This is a genomic window from Phenylobacterium sp. T106 (assembly GCF_057219735.1).
In genome coordinates this window covers 744,295-766,070 of the sequence record NZ_JBXVWA010000001.1, presented here as the reverse complement: position 1 = coordinate 766,070, position 21,776 = coordinate 744,295, and the positions used below count along the sequence as shown (strand labels likewise).

At 70.7% G+C, this 21,776-nt stretch carries 18 protein-coding genes and 1 pseudogene; 16 read left to right on the top strand and 3 right to left on the bottom strand.

From position 1 onward, the window contains the following. The first annotated feature begins 28 nt into the window (after positions 1-28). From AC2D8W_RS03765 to AC2D8W_RS03710, 12 genes are all read left to right on the top strand, one after another. Positions 29-1,483, top strand: coding sequence for a UDP-N-acetylmuramoyl-L-alanyl-D-glutamate--2,6-diaminopimelate ligase (locus tag AC2D8W_RS03765; protein ID WP_484670388.1), 1,455 nt, complete (start codon positions 29-31; stop codon positions 1,481-1,483). Continuing rightward, a complete protein-coding gene (locus tag AC2D8W_RS03760) occupies positions 1,476-2,882 on the top strand; it encodes a UDP-N-acetylmuramoyl-tripeptide--D-alanyl-D-alanine ligase (protein ID WP_484670387.1) in 1,407 nt (468 codons plus the stop codon). Before AC2D8W_RS03765 ends, AC2D8W_RS03760 begins: the two co-directional genes overlap by 8 nt. Continuing rightward, positions 2,882-3,991 (top strand): phospho-N-acetylmuramoyl-pentapeptide-transferase, encoded by a 1,110-nt coding sequence (mraY, locus tag AC2D8W_RS03755; RefSeq protein ID WP_484670386.1) that lies wholly within the window; start codon positions 2,882-2,884, stop codon positions 3,989-3,991. The genes AC2D8W_RS03760 and mraY overlap by 1 nt, the downstream gene beginning before the upstream one ends. 21 nt (positions 3,992-4,012) lie before the next feature. Then, positions 4,013-5,440, top strand: coding sequence for a UDP-N-acetylmuramoyl-L-alanine--D-glutamate ligase (gene murD / locus AC2D8W_RS03750; RefSeq protein ID WP_484670385.1), 1,428 nt, complete (start codon positions 4,013-4,015; stop codon positions 5,438-5,440). Continuing rightward, complete coding sequence (locus AC2D8W_RS03745) at positions 5,437-6,621, top strand: peptidoglycan glycosyltransferase FtsW (protein WP_484670384.1); 1,185 nt, start codon at positions 5,437-5,439, stop codon at positions 6,619-6,621. The genes murD and AC2D8W_RS03745 overlap by 4 nt, the downstream gene beginning before the upstream one ends. 6 nt (positions 6,622-6,627) lie before the next feature. Further along, the gene (murG, locus tag AC2D8W_RS03740; RefSeq protein WP_293482173.1) at positions 6,628-7,722 is read left to right on the top strand and encodes an undecaprenyldiphospho-muramoylpentapeptide beta-N-acetylglucosaminyltransferase; all 1,095 of its coding nucleotides are present in this window, start codon (positions 6,628-6,630) and stop codon (positions 7,720-7,722) included. Between the two features lie 103 nt (positions 7,723-7,825). Next, positions 7,826-8,263: a response regulator transcription factor gene (locus AC2D8W_RS03735; RefSeq protein WP_293482172.1), complete on the top strand. Its 438-nt coding sequence runs from the start codon at positions 7,826-7,828 to the stop codon at positions 8,261-8,263. A gap of 21 nt (positions 8,264-8,284) precedes the next feature. Beyond that, positions 8,285-8,713: a hypothetical protein gene (locus AC2D8W_RS03730; RefSeq protein ID WP_293482171.1), complete on the top strand. Its 429-nt coding sequence runs from the start codon at positions 8,285-8,287 to the stop codon at positions 8,711-8,713. 62 nt (positions 8,714-8,775) lie between these two features. Next, complete coding sequence (gene murC, locus AC2D8W_RS03725) at positions 8,776-10,188, top strand: UDP-N-acetylmuramate--L-alanine ligase (protein WP_484670383.1); 1,413 nt, start codon at positions 8,776-8,778, stop codon at positions 10,186-10,188. Further along, positions 10,185-11,084, top strand: coding sequence for a UDP-N-acetylmuramate dehydrogenase (murB, locus tag AC2D8W_RS03720; protein WP_484670382.1), 900 nt, complete (start codon positions 10,185-10,187; stop codon positions 11,082-11,084). Before murC ends, murB begins: the two co-directional genes overlap by 4 nt. Before the next feature lie 2 nt (positions 11,085-11,086). Continuing rightward, positions 11,087-11,635, top strand: coding sequence for a histidine phosphatase family protein (locus tag AC2D8W_RS03715; protein WP_484670381.1), 549 nt, complete (start codon positions 11,087-11,089; stop codon positions 11,633-11,635). Positions 11,636-11,720: 85 nt separating this feature from the next. Continuing rightward, a complete protein-coding gene (locus AC2D8W_RS03710) occupies positions 11,721-12,998 on the top strand; it encodes a SulP family inorganic anion transporter (RefSeq protein WP_484670380.1) in 1,278 nt (425 codons plus the stop codon). A gap of 43 nt (positions 12,999-13,041) precedes the next feature. Here the strand turns inward: AC2D8W_RS03710 and AC2D8W_RS03705 are convergent. Further along, positions 13,042-13,155, bottom strand: a pseudogene (locus tag AC2D8W_RS03705) (PEPxxWA-CTERM sorting domain-containing protein); the annotation flags it as partial. 1,204 nt (positions 13,156-14,359) lie between these two features. Between AC2D8W_RS03705 and AC2D8W_RS03700 the strand changes: the two are divergent. From AC2D8W_RS03700 to AC2D8W_RS03685, 4 genes are all read left to right on the top strand, one after another. Further along, on the top strand, positions 14,360-15,319 hold the full coding sequence (locus AC2D8W_RS03700) for a D-alanine--D-alanine ligase (protein ID WP_484670547.1): 960 nt from the start codon (positions 14,360-14,362) through the stop codon (positions 15,317-15,319). After that, complete coding sequence (locus AC2D8W_RS03695) at positions 15,273-16,187, top strand: cell division protein FtsQ/DivIB (RefSeq protein ID WP_484670379.1); 915 nt, start codon at positions 15,273-15,275, stop codon at positions 16,185-16,187. The genes AC2D8W_RS03700 and AC2D8W_RS03695 overlap by 47 nt, the downstream gene beginning before the upstream one ends. Before the next feature lie 44 nt (positions 16,188-16,231). Further along, positions 16,232-17,569 carry a cell division protein FtsA gene (ftsA, locus tag AC2D8W_RS03690; RefSeq protein WP_484670546.1) on the top strand — a complete coding sequence of 446 codons (1,338 nt, stop codon included), beginning with the start codon at positions 16,232-16,234 and terminating at the stop codon, positions 17,567-17,569. A gap of 89 nt (positions 17,570-17,658) precedes the next feature. Continuing rightward, a complete protein-coding gene (locus tag AC2D8W_RS03685) occupies positions 17,659-18,456 on the top strand; it encodes an enoyl-CoA hydratase/isomerase family protein (protein ID WP_293482162.1) in 798 nt (265 codons plus the stop codon). A gap of 25 nt (positions 18,457-18,481) precedes the next feature. Here AC2D8W_RS03685 and AC2D8W_RS03680 read toward each other — a convergent pair whose 3' ends face one another. Further along, positions 18,482-18,829 (bottom strand): hypothetical protein, encoded by a 348-nt coding sequence (locus AC2D8W_RS03680; RefSeq protein ID WP_293482161.1) that lies wholly within the window; start codon positions 18,827-18,829, stop codon positions 18,482-18,484. A gap of 101 nt (positions 18,830-18,930) precedes the next feature. Beyond that, positions 18,931-21,690, bottom strand: a complete 2,760-nt coding sequence (locus AC2D8W_RS03675; protein WP_484670378.1) for a TonB-dependent receptor — start codon at positions 21,688-21,690, stop codon at positions 18,931-18,933. Between the last annotated feature and the right edge of the window lie 86 nt (positions 21,691-21,776).

The following is a 21,776-nucleotide window of genomic DNA, read 5'->3' as shown; positions in this document are numbered from 1 at the left end:
GCCAAGCTCCGTTCAGGAGCGAAGTAGGATGATCGTCCGCCTGACCAGCCTTGTGAAGCGCCACCTGGGCGTGGATCCCGAGATCACCGGGGTGACCTCGGACAGCCGCAAGGTGAAGCCGGGCTTCCTGTTCGCCGCCCTCCCGGGCTCGCGGGCCGACGGCGCCGCGTTCGCCGCCAAGGCTGTCGAGGCGGGCGCGGCGGCGGTGATCGCCGACCAGGACCTGAACCTCTCCGTGCCGACCGTGGTCTGCCGCGATCCCCGTCGCGGCTACGCGCTGGCGGCCGCGAACTTCTGGGGCCGGCAGCCGCAGACATGCGTCGCCGTGACGGGCACCAACGGCAAGACCTCGGTCGCCAACTTCTGCCGCCAGATCTTCGCCGGGGCGGGCCACGCCTCGGCCAGCATGGGCACGCTGGGCGTGACGGTGTCGCACCCCGACGGCCGCACCGACCAGATCACGCCGCCCGGCCTGACCACGCCCGACGCCGGCGACGTCGCCGAGCTGCTCACGCGCATCAGCCAGCTGGGCGTGACCCACTTCGCCATGGAGGCCAGCTCGCACGGGATCGACCAGCGCCGGCTGGACGGCGTGCGGCTGGCCGCGGCCGGGTTCCTGAACCTGACCCAGGACCATCTCGACTACCACGTCACCATGGACGCCTACCTGAAGGCCAAGCTGCGCCTGTTCGAACAGCTGATGCCGCGCGGGGCCACTGCGGTGCTGAATGCCGACTCCGAGGCTTTCGCGTTCTTCGCCGCGGCCTCGGTGGTCTCTGGCCAGCGGGTCATGAGCGTGGGGGAGAGCGGCCAGGCGCTGAAGCTGCTGGGCCGGGAGATGCTGCCCGACGGCCAGCGGCTCTCGATCCGGGCGGACGGCCGCGTCTGGGACGTGCGGCTCCCGCTCGCGGGCGACTTCCAGGCGTCGAACGCCCTGGTGGCGGCAGGGCTCTGCAAGGCCGCGGGCCTGTCCTACGAAGATGCCTTCGCGGGCCTCGAGAAGCTGACCGGCGTCGCGGGGCGCCTTCAGAGGGTCGGCGCCGGCCCCCGGGGCGGCGAGGCCTACGTGGACTACGCCCATACGCCGGACGGGCTCGAGACGGTGCTCAGCGCGCTGCGGCCGCACGTGCGGGGGCGGCTGATCGTGGTGTTCGGGGCCGGCGGCGATCGCGACCGGACCAAGCGCCCCCTGATGGGCCGGGTGGCCGCCGCCCTGGCCGACGTGGCGATCGTGACCGACGACAACCCGCGCTCGGAAGTCCCGGCCTCGATCCGGGCCGAGGTGCTGGCCGGCGCGACCGGAGCCCGGGACATCGGCGACCGGCGCGAGGCGATCCGCGCGGCGGCGGCGATGCTGCAGGACGGCGACATCCTGGTGGTCGCCGGCAAGGGCCACGAGCAGGGCCAGATCGTGGGCGACGTCGTGCACCCCTTCGACGACGTCGCCGAGACCGCCAGGGCGCTGGAGCTGGTCCATGGCTGACCCGCTCTGGACCTCCGAGGAGATCGCGAGGGCGACGGGCGGGCAGGCGAACGGCGGCTTCACGGCCGGCGGAGTCTCCATCGACACGCGCACGCTCGAGCCGGGCGACCTGTTCGTGGCGCTGGCCGGGGTGCGCGACGGCCACGAGTTCGTGGCGCAGGCCTTGGCGAAGGGCGCCGCCGGAGCGCTGGTGAGCCAGGACGTCGGCGGTCCCGCGGTGAAGGTGGCCGACACCCAGGCGGCGCTGGAGGCGCTGGGCGCGGCTGCGCGCGAGCGCGCCGGCGGCGCGCGTCGGGCCGCGGTGACAGGCTCGGTCGGCAAGACGTCGACGACCCAGGCGATCATGGCGGGGCTGACCCTCGCCGGGCCGGCGCATTCGTCGGTGAAGAGCTACAACAACCACATCGGCGTGCCGCTCACGCTGGCCCGGATGCCGGCCGCGACCGCGCGCGCGGTGTTCGAGGTCGGCATGAACCATGCCGACGAAATCCGCCCGCTGACCCGGATGGTGCGCCCGCACGTGGCTCTGGTGACCACTGTCGGGCCGGTCCACACCGAGAACTTCCCCGACGGCGAGGCCGGCGTGGCGCGCGCCAAGGCCGAGATCTTCGAGGGGCTGGAGGCGGGCGGCGTGGCGGTGCTGAACGCCGACAACCGCTGGTTCGACGTGCTGGCGGCCGCCGCGCGCGCTGCAGGCGCCCAAATCCGCACGTTCGGATCCGCCGACGGCTGCGACGCGCGACTGATCGATTTCCAGGCCGCAGGCGGCCATGCCGTCGTCCAGGCGCGGCTGGACGGCAAGGCGATGGACTTCCCGATCCTGCAGACGGGCCTGCACTGGGGCCTCAACGCCATGGCCGTGCTGCTGGTGCTGCAGGCCATGGACGTGGATCTCGACAAGAGCCTCGCCGCGCTCGGATCCTTCGAGCCGCTCGCCGGCCGCGGGGCCGAGCGCGAGGTCGCGCTGGCGGATGGCGGCGGGTTCACGCTGATCGACGAGAGCTACAATGCGAACCCCATCTCGATGGCCTCGGCCATCGCCACGCTGGGCGCGCGACGGTCCCAGGGGCGGCGGATCGTCGCCCTGACCGACATGCTGGAGCTGGGGCCGGAGGCCGTCGCGTTCCACGCCGGGCTGGCCGAACCGCTGGCGGCTGCATCGATCGACCTCGTGTTCTGCGCCGGACCCCTGATGAAATCGCTCTGGGACGCGCTTCCTTCGACTCGGCGGGGCGGCTACGCCGAAACCGCTGCGGCGCTGGCGTCGCAGGTCGCCGGCGCCGTCCAGGCGGGCGACGTGGTGATGGTGAAGGGCTCGAACGGATCGAAGGCCGGGCTGGTCGCCGAGGCCCTCGCCGCGCTGGGATCCGCCGCCGCCGGACATGGGGAGGCGCGCTGATGTTCTACTGGCTCTGGCAGACCTTCGGCGCCCACGACTACGTCCCGGTCCTGAACCTGCTGAAGTATCAGACCTTCCGCACGGTGCTGGCGATCGCCACGGCGCAGCTGGTGGTCGTCGCGCTGGGCTCGCGCTTCATCCGCTGGATGAAGGCCAAGCAGGGCAGGGGCCAGCCGATCCGCGCCGAAGGCATCGAGCGGCACATCATCGAGAAGTCCGGCACGCCCACCATGGGCGGGGTGATGATCCTGGCGGGCCTGTTCGCGGGCTCGCTCCTCTGGGGCGACCTGACGAACGTCTACGTGTGGGCGGTGCTGATGGTCACGGCCGGCTACGGCCTGCTGGGCTTCATGGACGACTACGCCAAGGTCACCAAGCAGACGACCGCCGGCGTCTCGGGCCGGATGCGCCTCGTCATGGAGGCCGCGATCGCCATGGCGGCGGTGGCCCTGATCATCGTCTTCGCCGCCAAGCCTCCCGAGACCCCTGAGCTGCTGACGTCGGTCGCCTTCCCGGTGTTCAAGCAGTGGCTGCTGGACCTGAACTGGTTCTACCTCGCCTTCGGGGCCTTCGTGATCGTGGGCGCGGCCAACGCGGTGAACTTCACCGACGGCCTGGACGGGCTCGCGACCGTGCCCGTGATGATCGCGTCGGCCGCCTACGGCCTGATCGCCTACCTGGTCGGCAACTACGTCTTCTCGAACTACCTGCAGCTCCACTTCGTGCCGGGCGTGGGCGAGCTCGCCATCATCTGCGGCGCGCTGGTGGGCTCAGGCCTCGGGTTCCTCTGGTACAACGCCCCGCCGGCCAAGATCTTCATGGGGGACACGGGCTCGCTCGCGCTGGGCGGCACCGTCGGCGCCATCGCGGTGGCCACGCGCCACGAGATCGTGCTGGCGATCATCGGCGGCCTGTTCGTGGCCGAGCTGCTGAGCGTCGTCATCCAGGTCGCCTGGTTCAAGCGGACCGGGCGGCGGATCTTCCTCATGGCGCCGATCCACCACCACTTCGAGAAGCTGGGCTGGTCGGAATCGACGGTCGTGATCCGGTTCTGGATCGTCTCGATCATGCTGGCCCTCGTGGGCCTCGCGACGCTCAAGCTGCGGTAGGGGAGGGCCGGCGACGCCGTCATGATTCCGGTCCGCGGATTCGAGGGGAAGACCGTCGCCGTGTTCGGCCTCGCCCGCACGGGCCTGGCCGCGGCGCGCGCCCTGATGGCCGGCGGCGCGACGGTGGCGCTCTGGGACGACAACCCCGCGACGCGCGAGAAGGCTGTGGCCGAGGGTTTCACGCTCACCGACCTGACCGAGGCCGACTGGAGCGGGCTTGCGGCCCTCATGCTGTCCCCCGGGGTGCCGCTGACCCACCCGAAGCCGCATTGGACCGTGGAGCGCGCCCGGCGCGAGGGCGTCGAGATCCTGGGCGACATCGAGCTCTTCGCCCGCACCGTGAACGCCGCCGCGCCGCACAAGCGCCCGAAGATCATCGCGATCACCGGCACCAACGGCAAGTCGACGACGACGGCGCTGATCGGCCACGTCTGCGCCGAGGCCGGCCGCGACGTCCGCATCGGCGGCAACATCGGCACGGGCGTGCTGAGCCTGGAGGACATGCACGGCGGCGCCGTCTATGTGCTCGAACTCTCCTCCTATCAGCTGGACCTGACGTCGTCGCTGAAGGCCGACGTGACCGTCCTGCTCAACATCTCGCCCGATCACCTCGAGCGGCACGGCGACATGGAAGGCTACGTCGCCGCCAAGAAGCGGATCCTGCGCAACCAGGGCCGCGGCGACACGGCGGTCATCGGCGTGGACGACGTCTGGGGCCAGCGCATCTGCACCGAGACCACGGCGGCCAACCGCCGGACCATCGTTCCCATCTCGGCCAGCAAGGCCATGAGCCGCGGGGTCTATGTGCTCGACGGCCTGCTGTACGACGCCTCGGGCGAGCGCGCGGTGGAGGTCGCCGACCTGAAGCGCGCCCGCTCGCTGCCCGGCCGGCACAACTGGCAGAACGCGGCCGCCGCCTACGCCGCCGCCAAGGGCTTGGGCATCGATCCCGGCGTGGCGTCGCGCGCACTGATGACCTTTCCCGGGCTGGCGCACCGGATGGAAACGGTCGGCGTCGTCGGCCGCGTGAGGTTCGTGAACGACTCCAAGGCCACGAATGCGGATGCGGCGCGCCAGGCGCTCGGCTCCTATCCCCAGGTCTACTGGATCGTCGGCGGACAGCCGAAGTCGGGCGGCATCGAGGACCTGGCCGACCTCTTCCCGCGAGTCATCAAGGCCTATCTCGTCGGCGAGGCGTCGGACGCTTTCGCGGCGACGCTGGAAGGCCGGGTCGCGGCGGCCAGGTGCGGCACGATCCCGGCCGCCGCCGAGGCGGCCTTCCGCGACGCCGCCGCGAGCGGCCGGGACGCCATCGTCCTGCTGTCGCCGGCCTGCGCCTCGTTCGACCAGTTCGCCGATTTCGAGCAGCGTGGCGAGGCCTTCCGCACCGCCGTCAACGCCATCGCCGCCGGCCAGACGGCGTCCGACACCACCGTGGGGGCCGCATGACGACCACGACGCCCAGCACCAACCACCACGCCTTCCCGCGCTCCGACCGCTCGCCGCTGGGCGTCTGGTGGTGGACGGTCGACCGCTGGATGCTGGGCGTGGTGGGCATGCTCATCGCCATCGGGGTGGTCATCGCGTTCGCGGCCAGTCCCGCGGCGGCGGCCCGGATGAACATCGGCGACCCGTTCCACTTCGCCGTGCGCCAGTGCGTGTTCGCCCTGGGCGCGGTGGTGATCCTGGTCGGCGTCTCTATGCTGGACGTGAGGGGCGTGCGGCGGGCGGCGTTCTTCATCTGGCTGGCCGCCATCGCCGTGATGATCGCCCTGCCGTTCATCGGCCACAACGCCAAGGGGGCGACCCGCTGGATCGAGTTCGGCGGGTTCACCTTCCAGCCCTCGGAATACATGAAGCCCGCGCTGGTGATCCTCGTGGCGTGGATGTTCGCCGAGGGACAGAAGGGGCAGGGGGTGCCCGGCGTCTCCATTGCCTTCGGGCTCTTCGCGGTCTCGATCGGGCTGCTGCTGATCCAGCCGGACGTCGGCCAGACCGTGCTGATCACGGTGGCCTTCGGGGCCGCCTTCTGGATGGCCGGCGTGCCCATGAGCTGGGTGATGCTCCTGGGCGCGACCGCGATCGCAGGGCTGAGCTCGACCTACTTCCTGTTCCCCCACGTGCAGAGCCGCGTGGACCGCTTCTTCTCGCCCGAGAAGGCCGACACCCACCAGGTGGACGCGGCGGCCGTGGCCCAGGCGGCGGGCGGGCTCTTCGGACGCGGGCCCGGCGAGGGCGTCATGAAGCGCAAGGTGCCCGACCTGCACACCGACTTCGCGGCGAGCGTGGGCGCCGAGGAGTTCGGACTCGTCTTCCTTCTGCTGGTGATCTCGCTCTTCGCCTTCGTGGTCGTACGCGGTCTGCAGCGCGCGATGAAGCTGACGGATCCCTTCGAGCAGGTGGCCGCGGCGGGGCTGTTCGTCCTGGTGGGCCAGCAGGCCATCATCAACCTGGCGGTCAACCTCAACATGATGCCGACCAAGGGCATGACCCTGCCCTTCATCAGCTACGGCGGGTCGTCGATGCTGGCGATGGGCTTGACGATGGGGCTGGCCCTGGCGTTGACCCGGCGCCGTCCTGGGGCCTACTCCCCGGATGCTGGGTTGGCGAAGGCGGGGGCCTACTCTTGAGGTCTGATGCGTAAGATCGCCGTCGTCGCGGCCGGGGGCACCGGCGGACACCTGTTCCCCGCCCAGGCGCTGGCCGAGGCGCTCATCGCGCGCGGGTGGGGGATCGTGCTGGCGTCGGACGAGCGCGTGGCCGGCCTCGCACAGGACTTCCCGGCCGAGCGGCGCATCGGCCTCTCGGCGGCCACCTTCAAGCGCGGCGACCCGATCGGCATGATGCGCGCGGGCTTCGCGGTGTCCCGTGGCGTGCTGCAGGCGCGCGCCGTCTTCCGCGAGATCGCGCCGAAGGTGGTGGTGGGCTTCGGAGGCTATCCTTCCGCGCCGGCCCTGGTGGCGGCGATCCTGGATCGCCGTCCGACGGTGATCCACGAGCAGAACGCCGTCATGGGCCGCGCGAACCGCATGCTGGCGCCGCACGTCCAGACGGTCGCATGCGCGTTTCCGACACTGAAGAAGGCGCCCGAGAAGGTGGCGGCGCGCGCGCAGGTCGTCGGCAACCCGGTGCGTCCCCCCATCCGCGCCCTGGCGGACCTGACGTACATCCCGCCCGAGCCGAACGGGCCGGTCCGCCTGCTCGTCACCGGCGGCAGCCAGGGCGCACGGCTGCTTTCCGAACTGGTGCCCGAGGCGGTCAAGGCCCTGCCGGAGGACCTGCGCAAACGGCTGCAGATCGTGCAGCAGACCCGCGCCGAGAGCATGAACACGGCGCGGCGCGCCTATCGGGACTCCCTGGTGGACGCCGAGATCGCTCCCTTCTTCCGCGACATCGCGAGCCGCCTGCGCGACGCCCACCTGGTGATCGGCCGGTCCGGGGCCGGCACGGTCTGCGAGTTCGCCGTCGCGGGTAAGCCCGCCATCCTCGTGCCCCTCGCCATCGCCATCGACGACGACCAGGGGCAGAACGCCAAGCTGCTCGCCGACGCGGGCGGCGCCGAGATCGCCCGCGAGGCCCAGCTGACGGTGGAGAGCCTGGCGAGCGCGCTAACGATCCTGCTCAACAACCCCGCCCGCCTCGCCAAGATGGCGGCCGCCTCCCGCTCGGTCGCCATCCCGGACGCCGCAGAGCGGCTGGCCGACGTCGTGGAAAAGACCGCCGGCGCCTGAGCCCCCTAGGGGTACTGCTGGTGGTGTAGGGCTCATTTACCGCTTATTGGAGAATCAGGCGGAGACTGAGGATCGTCATAGGCGCGTCGAGGGAGGGTGACGCGTGTTCCGTGAGATCAGTCCCAGCCTTTGCTTCGACTTCAGCGAAGCGCGCGTGCTCGTCGTCGAGCGCAGCGAGAGCTACTCCGAGATCCTCGTGCAGATGCTGATGGGCTTCGGATTCCGGAAGTTCACGCGGCTGAGCGGCGAGGTGACGCCGGCCGCGCTGGACGCCGGACCGGCAGGACCCGCGCTCGTCGTGGCGGACCTCGGCGCCAACGACGAGCCAGATACCGATCTCATAGCGCGCATCCGCGAGATCGACGCGGCCACCCAGCGGTCGACCGCGCTCATCGGCACCGCGGTCAATCCCAGCGTCGACTTCGTGACGAGCGTGAAGACCTGCGGCGCAGACTTCATCCTCGTGAAGCCGTTCTCCCCGACGACGCTCCTGAAGAGGATCCTGTGGGTCGCGACGGCGGAAGCGGCGCCGAACCGGTGAAACCTGGACGGACGCGTGAGCATGCAGAGCCGACTTAAGGGCTGCCTCGACCAGCCCACAGGCATGAACTTCGAGACCGCGATGGCGGCGGCCGAACAGAATCTGGCCCAGCATCGCGCCACGGCCCTGCAGGGCCTGGACAAGGCCATCGCCTCGGCCCAGGCCCTCGGCCGCAGCGGGGGGACGAGTGCGGAGAACCTGATTCGCCTCAGCGAGGTGGCCGCAGACATCGCCTGCGTGGCCGGCGCCTACGGGCTGGAGGAACTGTCGGCGGTGGCCAATGGCCTCGCCAAGGCGACGGCGCCGAACGTGGTGGCGGATGCGCGGGCCATCCTGGTGCATGTCGAAGCGCTCCCGCTCCTGCGGTCCACCAGCCCGGCAGAGGCCGACCATCGGCGCAGCATCGTGGCGGGGCTCGCCAAGGTGCTCGCCAAGCAGATCGGGGCGTGATCCCGCGCCTCACGTCGAATGACGTGGTTCCGGCGGCCCGCGAGATGGGCTAGCACGCGGTCATGAACCGCCGTCCCGTCCCCTTCGAAATCGGCCCCGTGCACTTCATCGGCATCGGCGGCATCGGCATGAGCGGCATCGCCGAGATCATGATGCGCACCGGCTACACGGTGCAGGGCTCGGACGCCAAGGCCAGCGCCAACACCGAGCGGCTCCAGCGCCTGGGCGCGAAGATCTTCATCGGACACGACGCCGGCCACGTCGAAGGCGCGTACGCCGTCGTCTATTCGACCGCGGTGAAGGCCGACAATCCGGAGATGGTGGCGGCGCGCGAGAAGCGCCTGCCGCTGGTCAGGCGGGCCGAGATGCTGGCCGAACTGATGCGGCTTCAGTTCTCGGTGGCGGTGGGCGGCACCCACGGCAAGACCACGACCACCTCCATGATCGCCTCGCTGCTGGACGCGGGCGGCCTGGATCCCACGGTGGTCAACGGCGGCATCATCAACGCCTACGGCACCAACGCCAAGGTGGGCGCGGGCGACTGGATCGTGGTCGAGGCAGACGAAAGCGACGGCACCTTCCTGAAGCTCAAGTCGACCTGCGCCGTGGTTACCAACATCGATCCCGAGCACCTAGACCACTACGGCGAGTTCGACGCCGTGAAGAAGGCATTCCAGGACTTCGTCGAGAACATCCCGTTCTATGGCTTCGCCGCGGTGTGCACCGACCATCCCGAGGTGCAGGCCCTGGCGGCGCGGGTCGAGAACCGCCGCCTGGTCACCTACGGGGTCAACCCGCAGGCCGAAGTGAAGGCCGAGAACATCACCATGGGGCCGGACGGCGCGCACTTCGATGTGGCGATCCGGCCGCACGAGGGGGATCCGCTCCGGTTCTCGGGCCTCCACATGCCCATGGCCGGGCACCACAACGTGCTGAACGCCCTGGCCGCGGTGGCCGTGGCGCGGGAGCTGGGCCTGGACGAAGCCGCGATCCGCAAGGGCCTGAAGGAGTTCGGCGGCGTCCGCCGGCGCTTCACCACCACCGGCGTCGCGAACGGCGTGCGGGTGGTCGACGACTATGGGCACCACCCCGTGGAGATCGCGTCGGTGCTGAAGGCCGCCCGCGCCGTGACTCAGGGCAAGGTGATCGCCGTGGTGCAGCCGCACCGTTACACGCGGTTGCGCGACCTCTTCAGCGAGTTCTGCGCCTGCTTCAACGACGCCGACACGGTGATCGTGGCCGACGTCTATGCCGCGGGCGAGCAGCCGATCGACGGCGCCAGCAAGGACGGCCTCGTGTCGGGCCTGCGCCGCTACGGCCACCGCCGGGTGCTGCCGCTGGGCTCGCCCGCCGAATTGGCCGCGATGGTGCGGGAGGAGGCGGCGCGGGGCGATCTGGTCGTCCTGCTGGGCGCCGGCGACATCACGAGCTGGGCTTATGCGCTGCCCGGCGAGCTGGAAGCCCTGGGCGCGTGACGGACTGGCGCGACTCCCTCCCGCCAGTCCGCGGCAAGCTGCTGCGGGACGAGCCGCTGGGTCCGTTTACCTGGTTCCGCGTCGGCGGGGCGGCGGAGGTGCTGTTCCTGCCGGCCGACCACGAGGACCTTCGCGACTTCCTTAGGGCGCTGGCGGCGCAGGTCCCGGTGACCGTGCTGGGGGTCGGCTCGAACGTGATCGTCCGCGACGGCGGCGTGCCGGGCGTCGTGATCCGCCTGGCCGGCCGGTCGTTTGCCGGCGTCACCGTCGAAGGCGACACCATTAAGGCCGGCGCGGCGGCGCTGGATGCGGCGGTCGCGCGGGCCGCCGCGAAGGCGGGTCTGGCGGGGCTGGAGTTCTACGCCGGCATCCCGGGGACGGTGGGCGGCGCGCTGACCATGAACGCCGGCTGCTACGGCGGCGAGACCAGGGACATCCTGGTGTCGGCCTGGGGCTACGACCGCAGGGGCCAGCGCCAAGAGCTTCAGCTCGCCGACTTCGGCTACACCTATCGCCACTCGCAGGCGCCGGCGGACGTCATCTGGGTCGAGGCGACCTACCGCGGTCGCCCCGACGAACCGGCCGCCGTACAGGCGCGGATCGACGAGATCACCGCCCGCCGGGAGACCACCCAGCCCATCCGTGAGAAGACGGGCGGATCAACTTTCAAGAATCCGCCGGGCCATTCGTCGTGGAAGCTGGTTGATGAGGCGGGATGGCGCGGAAAGCTGTACGGTGGAGCCATGTTCTCGCCCTTGCACGCGAACTTCATGATCAACACCGGGGAGGCGACGGCCGCCGACCTCGAGGGCCTGGGCGAGGCCGTGCGCGCCGATGTGAAGGCGAAGACGGGCATCGATCTCCACTGGGAGATCAAGCGGATCGGGAGGGCCTGACCGTGGCGCAGGCGGCCCTGATCCTCGTTCGGCACGGGCGGCCCGCGATCGATCCGGCGACGCCGTCCACCACCTGGTCGCTGTGCCCGGAGGGCAGGGCCGGGTGCGAGAAGCTGGCCGACCGGATCCTGGAGTACGCCCCCACGACCATCGTCTCGAGCCCTGAGCCGAAGGCCCTCGAGACCGCCCAGGTGCTGGCTGCCCGCGCGGGCCTGCCGGTGGAGGTCGATCCCGGCCTGCACGAGCACAAGCGTCACCACCTGTCGTTCGGCACCGATGAGGCCTTCCGCCAGCGGATCGCGGCGGTCTTCGCCAAGCCCTCCGAGCCCGTGGGCGGGCAGGAGACGGCGCACGAGGCGGCCGAACGGCTGGCCGCCGCGCTGGCCCGGCACCAGGGCGCGCCTCTGCTCGCCGTTACCCACGGCACCGTGCTCAGCATGTACCTCGGCGAAAAGCTGGACTGCGACGCCCACGACCTCTGGCGCAGCCTCCACATGCCCGACGCCTTCGTGCTCGACACCGAGGGCCGGCTGATCGAACGCATCTCGTAGCGCGCGTCGGGAAGGGCAGACGCGGCCGCCGGCAGGGTTGATCTGCGTCATTCCCAAGGGCGAGCCGAAGGGTCATCCTGTGTTCGTGCCCGACGGGAGTGCAACCTCGCACCTCTACCGGCCGAAGCTCGCCACGACCCTGGCGGAAGGCTACGGCCTCGACGCCCTGCGCCGGGACGCCATAGCGGGGCTGACGGTCGCGGTCCTGGCGCTGCCGCTCTCCATGGCCATCGCGGTCGCGTCCGGCGTGTCGCCGGCGCAAGGCCTCGTCACTGCGATCGTCGGCGGCTTCCTGGTCTCGGCCCTGGGCGGCAGTCGCGTGCAGATCGGGGGCCCGGCCGGAGCCTTCATCGTGCTGGTCTCCGCCACGGTCGCCAGTCACGGCCCGGAGGGGCTGGCGGTGACGGTCGTGCTCTCGGGCGTCATGCTGGCCCTGGTGGGCGCCCTGCGGCTGGGCCGGCTGATCCGCCACGTGCCGCACACCGTGACCGTGGGCTTCACGGCGGGCATCGCCGTGACCATCGCCGCGAGCCAGCTGCGCGACCTGGCGGGCCTGCGACTCGAGGGCGCCGAGCCCGGCCCGGTCCTGGCGAAGCTCGCCGCGCTCGCCAACGCCGCTCCCACGTGGAACCCCTACGCCCTCGCGGTGGGCGTGGGCGCGGCCGTGGTCGTCCTGGCCCTGAAGCGCTGGCGCCCGGCCTGGCCGGGCATGCTGGTGGCCGTGATCGCAGCCACCGGGGCCGCCGCACTGCTGCACCTTCCCGTCGACACCATCGGAAGCCGCTTCGGCGCCATCCCGAGCGGCTTGCCGGCGCCGCGCCTGCCCGCGTTCGATGCGCGGCTATGGCTCGAGCTGACGCCGGTCGCGCTGTCGTTCACGCTCCTTGGGGGCCTGGAGAGCCTGCTGTCCGCCAAGGTCGCCGACAGCATGACGGGCCGCGTGCACCGCTCGAACATGGAGCTGGTCGCGCAGGGCCTCGCGAACGTCGCCTCGGCGATCTTCGGCGGCATCGCGGTCACCGGGACGATCGCGCGCACCGCCACGAACGTTCGCGCGGGCGCGCGCAGCCCCGTGGCGGGGATCCTTCATTCCGTATTCCTGCTGGGCTTCATGCTGCTGGCCGCGCCCCTGGCGAGCGGCATCCCGCTGGCCGCCCTCGCGGGCTTGCTGCTGGTCGTGGCCTGGAACATGGCCGAGAAGGACGAGTTCGCAGCCCTGCTCAGGCAATGGCGGCCGGCCGCCGTGCTGCTGGTCACGTTCGGCCTGACGCTCCTGCACGACCTTACCGCAGGCATCCTCGCCGGCTGCGGACTGGCCTTCGCGTTCTGGCTCGCGTCACGGTGGCGGCGACGGCGCAACTGACCCAGGCGCAGGGCCGCAGGCCTCCGCCGCCGACCGTGAGAGGTCAGCCGGCCGTCGGCGCCGCCATTCGCCGCCGCCGCAGCGCCGCGCCCGCGGCGCCGAAGCCGAGGATCATCAAGGCCCAGGTGGTCGGCTCGGGGATGGCCGCCACCGGGATGGCCAGGTTGGCGCCGTCGGCCACCGCGAGCTGCGGCGCGAGCTCGTTCGTCACCTGCGCCTCATACTCGGGCGCGATGGTGATGTTGAAGGTGTGGCTCGCGTCGGTGACCCCGGGACCGCTGCGCAGGACGCCCAGGGTCGCCCAGACGTAGAAGCTTTCGCCGGGATTGAGGACATAGGTCTCTGCGCCGCTGCACGAGGTCGCCGCGAGACCCAGGTACTGGGTCGTGTTCGGCGCATTGAGCGGCTGGACCGAAGCCGTGCCCACCGCCAGCGCACCCGTCGAACCGCAGCTTCCCGTCCACTGGCCCCCGGAAAGGTCGCTCGAGCGCCGCCAGTACTCGGCCGCCACGAACGGATCCAGAATGGCGCTCGTGGTCACCGCGATGTTCGCGCCGACGCGGCCGCCGATCGGGTTCCCGGCTGCGACGAAGTCGACCAGGCCGCGGAACGCGTTGAGCGGGATGGCGAGCGCCGTCTCGCCGGTGTTGGTGTAGCCCTGGATGGCCTGCACCGAGGCGACGTCGATGGACGTGACGACCGGCGACGCGCCGCCGCCGGAGAAGCCGCCGCTGGCGAAGGCTTTCAGCACCGGCAGGCCGAGCAGGCCCTCGCCCGCTTCCGCCGAGGCGAAAGCCTCTCCGTAGAAGGGCGACGGGCCGTAATCGACGTAGCGCACCGACGCTCCGATCGAGGTCTCGTTCGCCTCGGTGTCGACTTCGCGCGCCAGGATCCGTGGACCGCCCGGCCGGTTGCAGGTCTGTCCTGCGACGCAGGTGGCCACGCCCGCCTGGGCATTGCTCCAGGTCATCACATTCTCGGCCTGCGCGGCGGACGCGAACAGCGTCAGGGCGCCGCCGAGCGCCAGGCTGGACATGCGGATAGCGTGGTTCATCTTCTGGTCCCCCATCGACCGATGTTCCTGCGTGCGACGACCTCGTTGGGCCGGGCAGGACTTGCGCCCAGGGTGGAAGGCCCATCGCGGGGCCTCAATCTCCGTTTGTAGGGTGTTGATCAGGCTGCTTTCCCGCCTCGCGCGCTTATTTCCCCCCGCGGTTGCGCGATCGGCGCGGAAGGCGATTGGACGCGGCGTGGCCGGCGCTCGCCGCGGGGTGCGTCGGAATGGCGCCGAAACCTCACTTGACCCGGCGAGGCCCAGGCTCCACCCGCAGGGCGAGCTTCCCAGCACCCGCGAGTCGCACATGGCAGGTCCCCTATCCGGGCATCACGTCGCCGTCCTGATGGGCGGCCTGTCCTCCGAACGGGAGGTGAGCCTGGTCTCCGGGCGTGAATGCGCCGCCGCCCTGGAGCGGCTGGGCGCCCGGGTCAGCCGCGTGGACGCGGGCCGGGACGTGGCGCAGGTGCTGGTCGGACTGGGGCCCGACGTCTGTTTCAACGCGCTGCACGGCGCCTGGGGCGAGGACGGCTGCGTGCAGGGCGTCCTGGAAACCCTCGGCCTGCCCTACACCCACTGCGGCGTGCTCGCCTCCGCCCTGGCGATGGACAAGGCCAAGGCCAAGGCGGTGCTGGCGGCGGCGGGCGTCGACGTGCCCGGCGGCGGGCTCTTCAACCGGTTCGAGGCGGCTCGCGAACATGTGATGCCGCCCCCCTACGTGGTGAAGCCGAATGCGGAGGGCAGCTCGGTCGGCGTCTTCCTGGTGTTCGACGGCGCGAATCGCCCGCCGCAGGAGATCGTGGCTCCCGGCTGGACCTTCGGCGAAGAGGTGATGATCGAGCCCTACATCCCCGGGCTGGAGCTTGCTGTCGGCGTCATGGACGGCAAGGCGATGACGGTCACCGAGATCGTCCCGCGGACGGGATTTTATGACTACGAAGCCAAGTACGAGGCTGGCGGATCGCAGCACATCCTGCCTGCACGAATCCCCGCGCATGTCTCTGAAAAAGCAAAGAAGATGTCCGAGATGGCCCATGCCGCGCTTGGTTGTCGCGGAGTTACCAGGTCGGACCTTCGTTATGACGGCATTAACGATGTTCTGGTCCTCCTTGAGGTGAACACTCAGCCGGGGATGACGCCCACCTCGCTCGTGCCCGAGCAGGCCGCGGCGGGCGGGGTGGACTTCGACCGGTTGGTGCTGTGGATCGTGGAGGACGCTTATGCCCGCGGCGGTGCGGGGGGGATCGCGAGTCGCAAGCCGGGGTAAGGGTCCCGCCGGTCCGCCGAAACGCCCCACGAACCGGGGCAAGGCGGGCGAAGGGACGGCGAGGCCTTCCGAGGGACGCGTTTCTCCCAAGCAGGTTCTGATGATCGCCGCCGGCGTGCTCACGCTCGCCGTCACCGGCGTCCTCGCCACCGGCGGCCGTGGCCAGATGCTGGCCGACGCCATCGGCGCGGGCGTGGATGGCCGCTTCGGCGAGGCCGGCTTCGCCCTGCGGACGGTGCACGTCCAGGGCGCCTCAGCGATGGCCACGCCCGATATCGTCAAGGCCGCGGGCGTCTACCGCGACCAGCCCCTGCTGGGCATGGACCTGGACGCGCTGAAGGGCCGGGTCGAGCGGGTGGGCTGGGTGAAGGAGGCGCAGGTCGTGCGCCTGTTGCCCGACACCCTGGTGATCACCGTGAAGGAGCGCCGGCAGCTGGCGGTCTGGCAGCACGCGGGAAAGAGCGTCGTGATCGACCAGGAAGGCCAGGTGATCCGCGAGGCCGATCCCGCCCGGTTCGCGAACCTGCCGCTGGTGGTGGGCGCCGGCGGCGACCGGCACGCCGGCGAGATCCTGCCGACGCTGGCGCAGCGGCCGAAGCTGATGGCGCGGCTGGAGGCTCTCGTGCGGGTCGACGACCGGCGCTGGGACCTGCGGCTGAAGGACGGATCGCTGATCCAGCTCCCCGCGGTCGAGGAAGAGGCCGCCCTGATGCAGCTCGAGCAGCTGGACCTTCGCTCGCGCATCCTGGAGCTCGGCTTCGAGCGCATCGACCTGCGCAACCCCGACATGGTGGCCGTCAGGCCCCGCGTCTCCGAACCCGCCGTCACCGCCGCCGCGCCCGCCGAGCCCCCGGCTGAAGGCGCGTGAGAACCCGAGTGCCCCCCATGCTCAAGACCGCCGAACGCCCAGCGATGAAGGACCAGCCGAAAAAGGACGTCGCCCGCAAGGACGGCCGTGAGGGCCTGAAGGCCGCGCTCGCACCCCCGAAGCTGATCGCCGCCGTGGATCTCGGCGCGTCCAAGGTCGCCTGCTTCATCATGAAGCCCGATGGCGTGCGGCGCGGCGATCGCACCCTGACCACCTGCGGCGTGGGCTACGTCCAGTCGCGGGGCATCCGTGGCGGCGCCATCGTCAACCTCGACGAAGCCTCCGAGGCCATCGCGCAGGCGGTGGAGCGGGCCGAGAACGTGGCCGGTGTGAACGTCCAGGGCGTGACCGTGGCGACCGCCGGCGGCCAGCTCACCTCGAGCCGCGTGCAGGGGCGCGTCTCCATCGGCGCCCGTCCCATCGCCGATGGCGACCTCGTCCGCGCCATCCAGAACGCCCTCGCCCAGATCAAGCTGCCGGGGCGCCGGGCCGTCCACATCCTGCCGATCGCCTGGGCGGTGGACGGGCAGGGCGGTGTGCGCGACCCGCGCGCCATGTTCGGCAAGACCCTCGGCGTCGAGCTGCTGGTGGTCTCGGTGGCCGAGACGGTCTTCAACACCCTGGGCGCCTGCGTCGAGCGCGCGCACCTGCAGCTGGAAGGCGTGGTCGCCGCTCCGTTCGTCTCGGCCCTCGCCGCGCTGGAAGAGGACGAGATGGACCTCGGCTCCATCTGCATCGACATGGGCGGCGGCTCGACCTCGGCCTCCGTCTTCCGCGGCGGCTCGCTGGTGCACGTGGAGACCGTGCCGGTGGGCGGCCAGCACGTGACCCAGGATATCGCCCGCGGCCTTTCGACCTCCATCGCCGGCGCCGAGCGGATCAAGACGCTGCACGGATCGGCCATCGCCTCGGCCAACGAGGACCGTGAGATGATCGAGGCCCCGCCGCGCGGCGACGATCCGGGCGCGGGTCCGGTCGTCGCGCCGCGCAGCCTGCTGAAGGGCATCATCGCCCCGCGCGTGGAGGAGACCCTGGAGCTGCTGCGCGACCGGCTGAAGGCGGCCGGCGCGCCGGTCGAGCCCGGCGCGGGCATCGTGCTCACCGGCGGCGCGAGCCAGCTCGCTGGCGTCCGCGAGGTGGCCGTGCGTGTGTTCGACCGTCCCGTCCGGCTGGGACGCCCCCGCCGTGTGCCGCATCTGGCGGACGCCGCATCGGGGCCCGCCTTCACCGCGGCGGCCGGCATCCTGCACCGCGCCGCCTTCGGGCCGCGCGAGGCGGTGTCGTCCAAGCAGCTCTCGTCGGCCAAGCTCCAGCGCGCCCCGCTGGATCCGCGCGCCAACCCCGTGGCCAAGGCCGCGGCCTGGCTGCGCGACAACCTCTAGCCGTTCTGGCGTCAGCTTCCGTAGGGGACCCGTTTACGCGGGGCGCGCGCAGTCTCTAGCGTGATCTCCGGCCATCCGGGAGGCGCGCCATGACGGCACATCACATCAGGCTCGACATCGACGGCGAAGGCATCGCCACGCTCACGATCGACCGCGGCGAGAAGCGCAACGCCATGACCTACGCCATGCTGGGCGCCTTCCACGAGGCGATCGCCCGGGTCGGCGCCGATCCGGCGGCGCGGGTCCTCATCGTCACCGGCGTCCCCGGCTCGTTCTGCGCCGGGACCGACCTCTCGGACCTGCAGGACACGCCCAGCGATCAGCGAGGCTCCCGGTCCGGCACACGCTCCAGCGGGTCCGACGCGCTGGCCTGGCCCCTGATGCGGCTGCCGAAGCCGGTCATCGGGGCCATCGACGGGGCGGCCATGGGCATGGGGGCCGAGTTCACCAGCCAGTGCGACGTGCGGATCATGTCCACCCGCGCCCGCATCGCGTGGAACTTCGGCCAGCGCGGCCTGGTCCCGGACACCGGCGCCGGATCGTGGCTGCTGCCGCGGCTCATCGGCCCGCAGCGGGCGCTGCGGCTTCTGTTCTCCGCCGCGTTCCTGGAGGCGGAGGAGGCGCTGCGCATCGGCTATGCGCACCAGGTCGTCGAGCCCGAGGCGCTGCAGGAGGCGGCGCGGGCCGAGGCGCGGCTCTATCTCAAGACCTCGCCCTTCTCGGCCGCGCGGGCCAAGGAACTCGTCTGGAAGGGCCTGGAGCGCGATGTGGCCGAACACATGACGCATCATCTCGCGGCCATGGCCGAGTGCTTCGCCTCCGAGGATCACAAGGAGGGCGTGGCCAGCTTCCTGGAACGCCGGCCCGCCGTGTTCACGGGCCGCTGAGGCTCCGAGCGCCGGAGCGTACGCCTCAGCCCGCGGCGGCGCGTCGACGCCCCAGCAGCACGGCGCGCATGTCGCCGCCGGTCTGCACCGTCAGGAGAAGCAGGTAGGGCAGCATGAAGCCCGCGCCTCCGAACAGCGCCACGGGCGCCAAGGCGAGCCCGAGGGGCGAGAAGTCGTTGCGCCAGGCGGTCCAGAGGCCCGCCAGCATCAGGAACAGCAGGAAGTCCAGGTTGAACTGGCCGGGCCACGCCATCCTGGCGATGTCGCCGAAGAAGATGGGCACGAGCCCCATGCCGTGCTCGGCGATCACCATGCCCGTGTAGACCAGCAGCGTCACCCACATCGCCGCCAGCAGGATCCTGAACCCCGTCATCCGTCGCCTCCCGCCTATGGAGGCCCATGGATGCCCGCAGACCCGCCCGAGGTTCAATTACCTCCGAGGTAGGCCCGGGGCGGCCGATGGTCGGCGTTGGTTCAGAATGTGTAGCTGATCCCCATGATCCAGCGCCGGCCGAACCGCTCCCACTCGATCGGGTACGCCTCGTCGTCGGCGAAGCGGCGTCCGGGATCGTTGGTGATGTTGGCCACGTCGAGGGACCACTGCAGTCGGTCGCTGATCCGATACCGGAGCGACAGGTCGAGTTCCTCGTCGTCGTTCCAGTAGACGTCGCCGTTGGTCACGGGCACGACCTTGCCGTTCAAGGTCTGGTAGTCGCCGATCGACTGCATCCACTTCGACCGCCACTGGTAGGCAAGGCGCGCCGAGAAGCCATAGCGCTCGTAGATCAGGGCGACGTTGTAGACGACGTCCGACGAGCCGATCAGCGGGACCTTCCGGGTCGGAACGTTGCCCACGGCCGGGACCGTGACCTCGCTGTCGTTGAGCGTCAGGTTGGCCTGGACGCCGAAGCCCTTAACCCAGTCGGGCACGGCGGCGTTGTCTTCGAGGTAGGAGTCCAGCGACTGCTGGATCGCGGCTTCCGCGCCCAGCAGGTGGCCCGAGCCGCCGTTGCGCAGCGTCGTCAGCGTGTAGCCCGAGCGGTCCACGCCGCCGAAGTTCAGCGTGTCGCGCCCGAAAACGCCCGACTGGGTGAACAGGACGTCCTTCAGATCCTTGTAGTAGACGCCGAACGACAGGAAGCCCCGCGGCGTCATGTACCACTCGAAGTAGGCGTCGACGCCCACCGCCTTTTCAGGCCGGGCGTCCGGATTGCCGCCGGAGATGGTCTGCAGCGTGTCGTTGGCGGTGAGGTTGGGCCGCAGTTCGTCGAAGTCGGGCCGCGCGGCGCCGGTGGTGAGGCCCACCCGGACCTTCATCTCGTCGTTCAGGTCCCAGTTCACATGCAGGCTGGGAAAGGCCAGCACGTAGTCGTTGGTGGCGCGCACGAGCTGAGTCGTGCCCGCCACGGTGGCGAACGCCTCGCCAGAGTTGCGGGCGCGCTCGAGGCGCAGCCCGCCCACGACCGAACCCCAGCCCATGTCGGCGGTCGCCATGCCGTAGCCGGCCAGGATCTCCTCCTGGACGCGGAAGTAGTTGGCGTTGGTGTTCTGACGAACCAGCACGCCCGCCCGCAGCAGGTCGTTGGCAAGGCGGTCCTGGTCGACCTTGGTGTAGTAGTTGAAGGCATATCCGAGGCCGAGTTCCGCCTGGTAGGGCTTGAGGTTGCGGATCGCATCGTAGGCGAAGGTCCGGCCTGCGGCGGCGAGCTGGGCGGCCGTGGCGGCGTAGGTCTTTTCCTCGTGCTTCTTCGTCCGCGCCGTGAACTCGCCGCCGAACTTGAGCCGCACGGGAAGTCCGAACGCTTCCAGGTCGCGCGCCGCGTCGAACTTGGCGGTGTAGGCGAAGGTGGGGTCGCCGGCGTCGATGGTGGTGATGGCCGCGTTGTTTCCGGTCACCAGGGGAATCTGGAAGTCGTCGATGAAGGTGACCGGCGCGCCCCGCGACCGGACGCCGTTCGTCACGACGGTGCGGTAGAGTCGCACGGTGTTGTTGTTGCGGTCCGTGAAGTCGTACTCGACCGTCGGTCGCAGGGCAGGATCGCTGGGGCTCGCGAAGTTCGCCACCGACGAGATGTCCTGGCCGTCCTCGGTCTGGCTGTAGTTGAGCCGCCAGTCGATGTCCCAGCCGCCCCAGGCATGGCGCCCGCCCAGCGTGTTCGACCAGGTGTACTCGGTGGTCTCGCCGCTGCGGGTGTTGGACGTGATCTGGGCGCCGTAGACGACCCCCTTCTGGGGCGTGTTGCCCGAGACGCAGATGTCGGCGAAGCCGCTGGTCGTGATCGGGGCCGGGGTGGCGGGACAGGCCGACGCGCCCGTGTTGGCGGCGCCGTTGTCCATGCGGAAGATGTAGTTGTTGCGCAGTTCCTCGTCGTCGTACTGGGTGAAGACCGAGCTGGCGAAAATGCGGTTGTTCTCGTCGAGCTCGTACTCGAGCTTGAGCGTCGCGCCGACGTTCTCCCGGGTCAGCCGGTACATCTTGTTCTCGAACTCGCGCGCCCAGCGGCGGCTCTCGAACCCGGGGCGCTGATCGCGACCGTTGCCCGCCGTCTGGTAGGGATCGGTCTCCCAGTTATCGGTCACCATGTTGCGGTGGTAGTGCGAGACCTGGGCGAGCAGTCCCAGCCGGTCGTCCAGGAAGCGGTTCGAATAGACGACGCTGACGTTCGACTCCTCGCCGCCGCCCAGCTCGACGTAGCCCAGCTCCACCTTGGCGTCGACGAACGCGCCGGCGTGGTCGAAGGGGCTGCGGGTCACGATGTTGATGTTCCCGGCGATCGTCTCGCCCGGCATGTCGGGCGTCACGGCCTTCGAGACCACGATCTGGCTCGCGATCGCGGACGGGATGTTGTCGAAGCGCGTCTGGCGGCCTTCGGGGCTGATGATGGTCAGGCCGTCGAACGCCACCGTCGTCCAGTTGGGCTTCGCGCCCCGCAGGTTCACGTAGCGCGCCTGACCCTGATCGCGCTCGACGGCCAGTCCCGGCAACCGGCCCACGGCGAATGCGATGTTCTGGTCCGGCAACCGGCCGACCGCATCGGCGGCGATCACGCTCACGAGCGACGGAGACTCCCGCTGCACCTTCAGCGCGGCGGCCTCGGACTCGGCGATCGGCCTGCCGGTGACCACCACCTCGTCCACCGCCGACGCCTCGGCCTCGGCCCAGGCGGGCTGGACGGCGATGCAGGAGGCGACAGACGCCAGGAGCGCGCCGCGCAGGATCGAGTTGTGGTTCATGTCATTCAGCCCCTCTTTGCGGAGGGCCGATAGCGAAGCTTCACGACGGAACCTGAACGGCCGCGTGACGGAATGCCGACACCGGT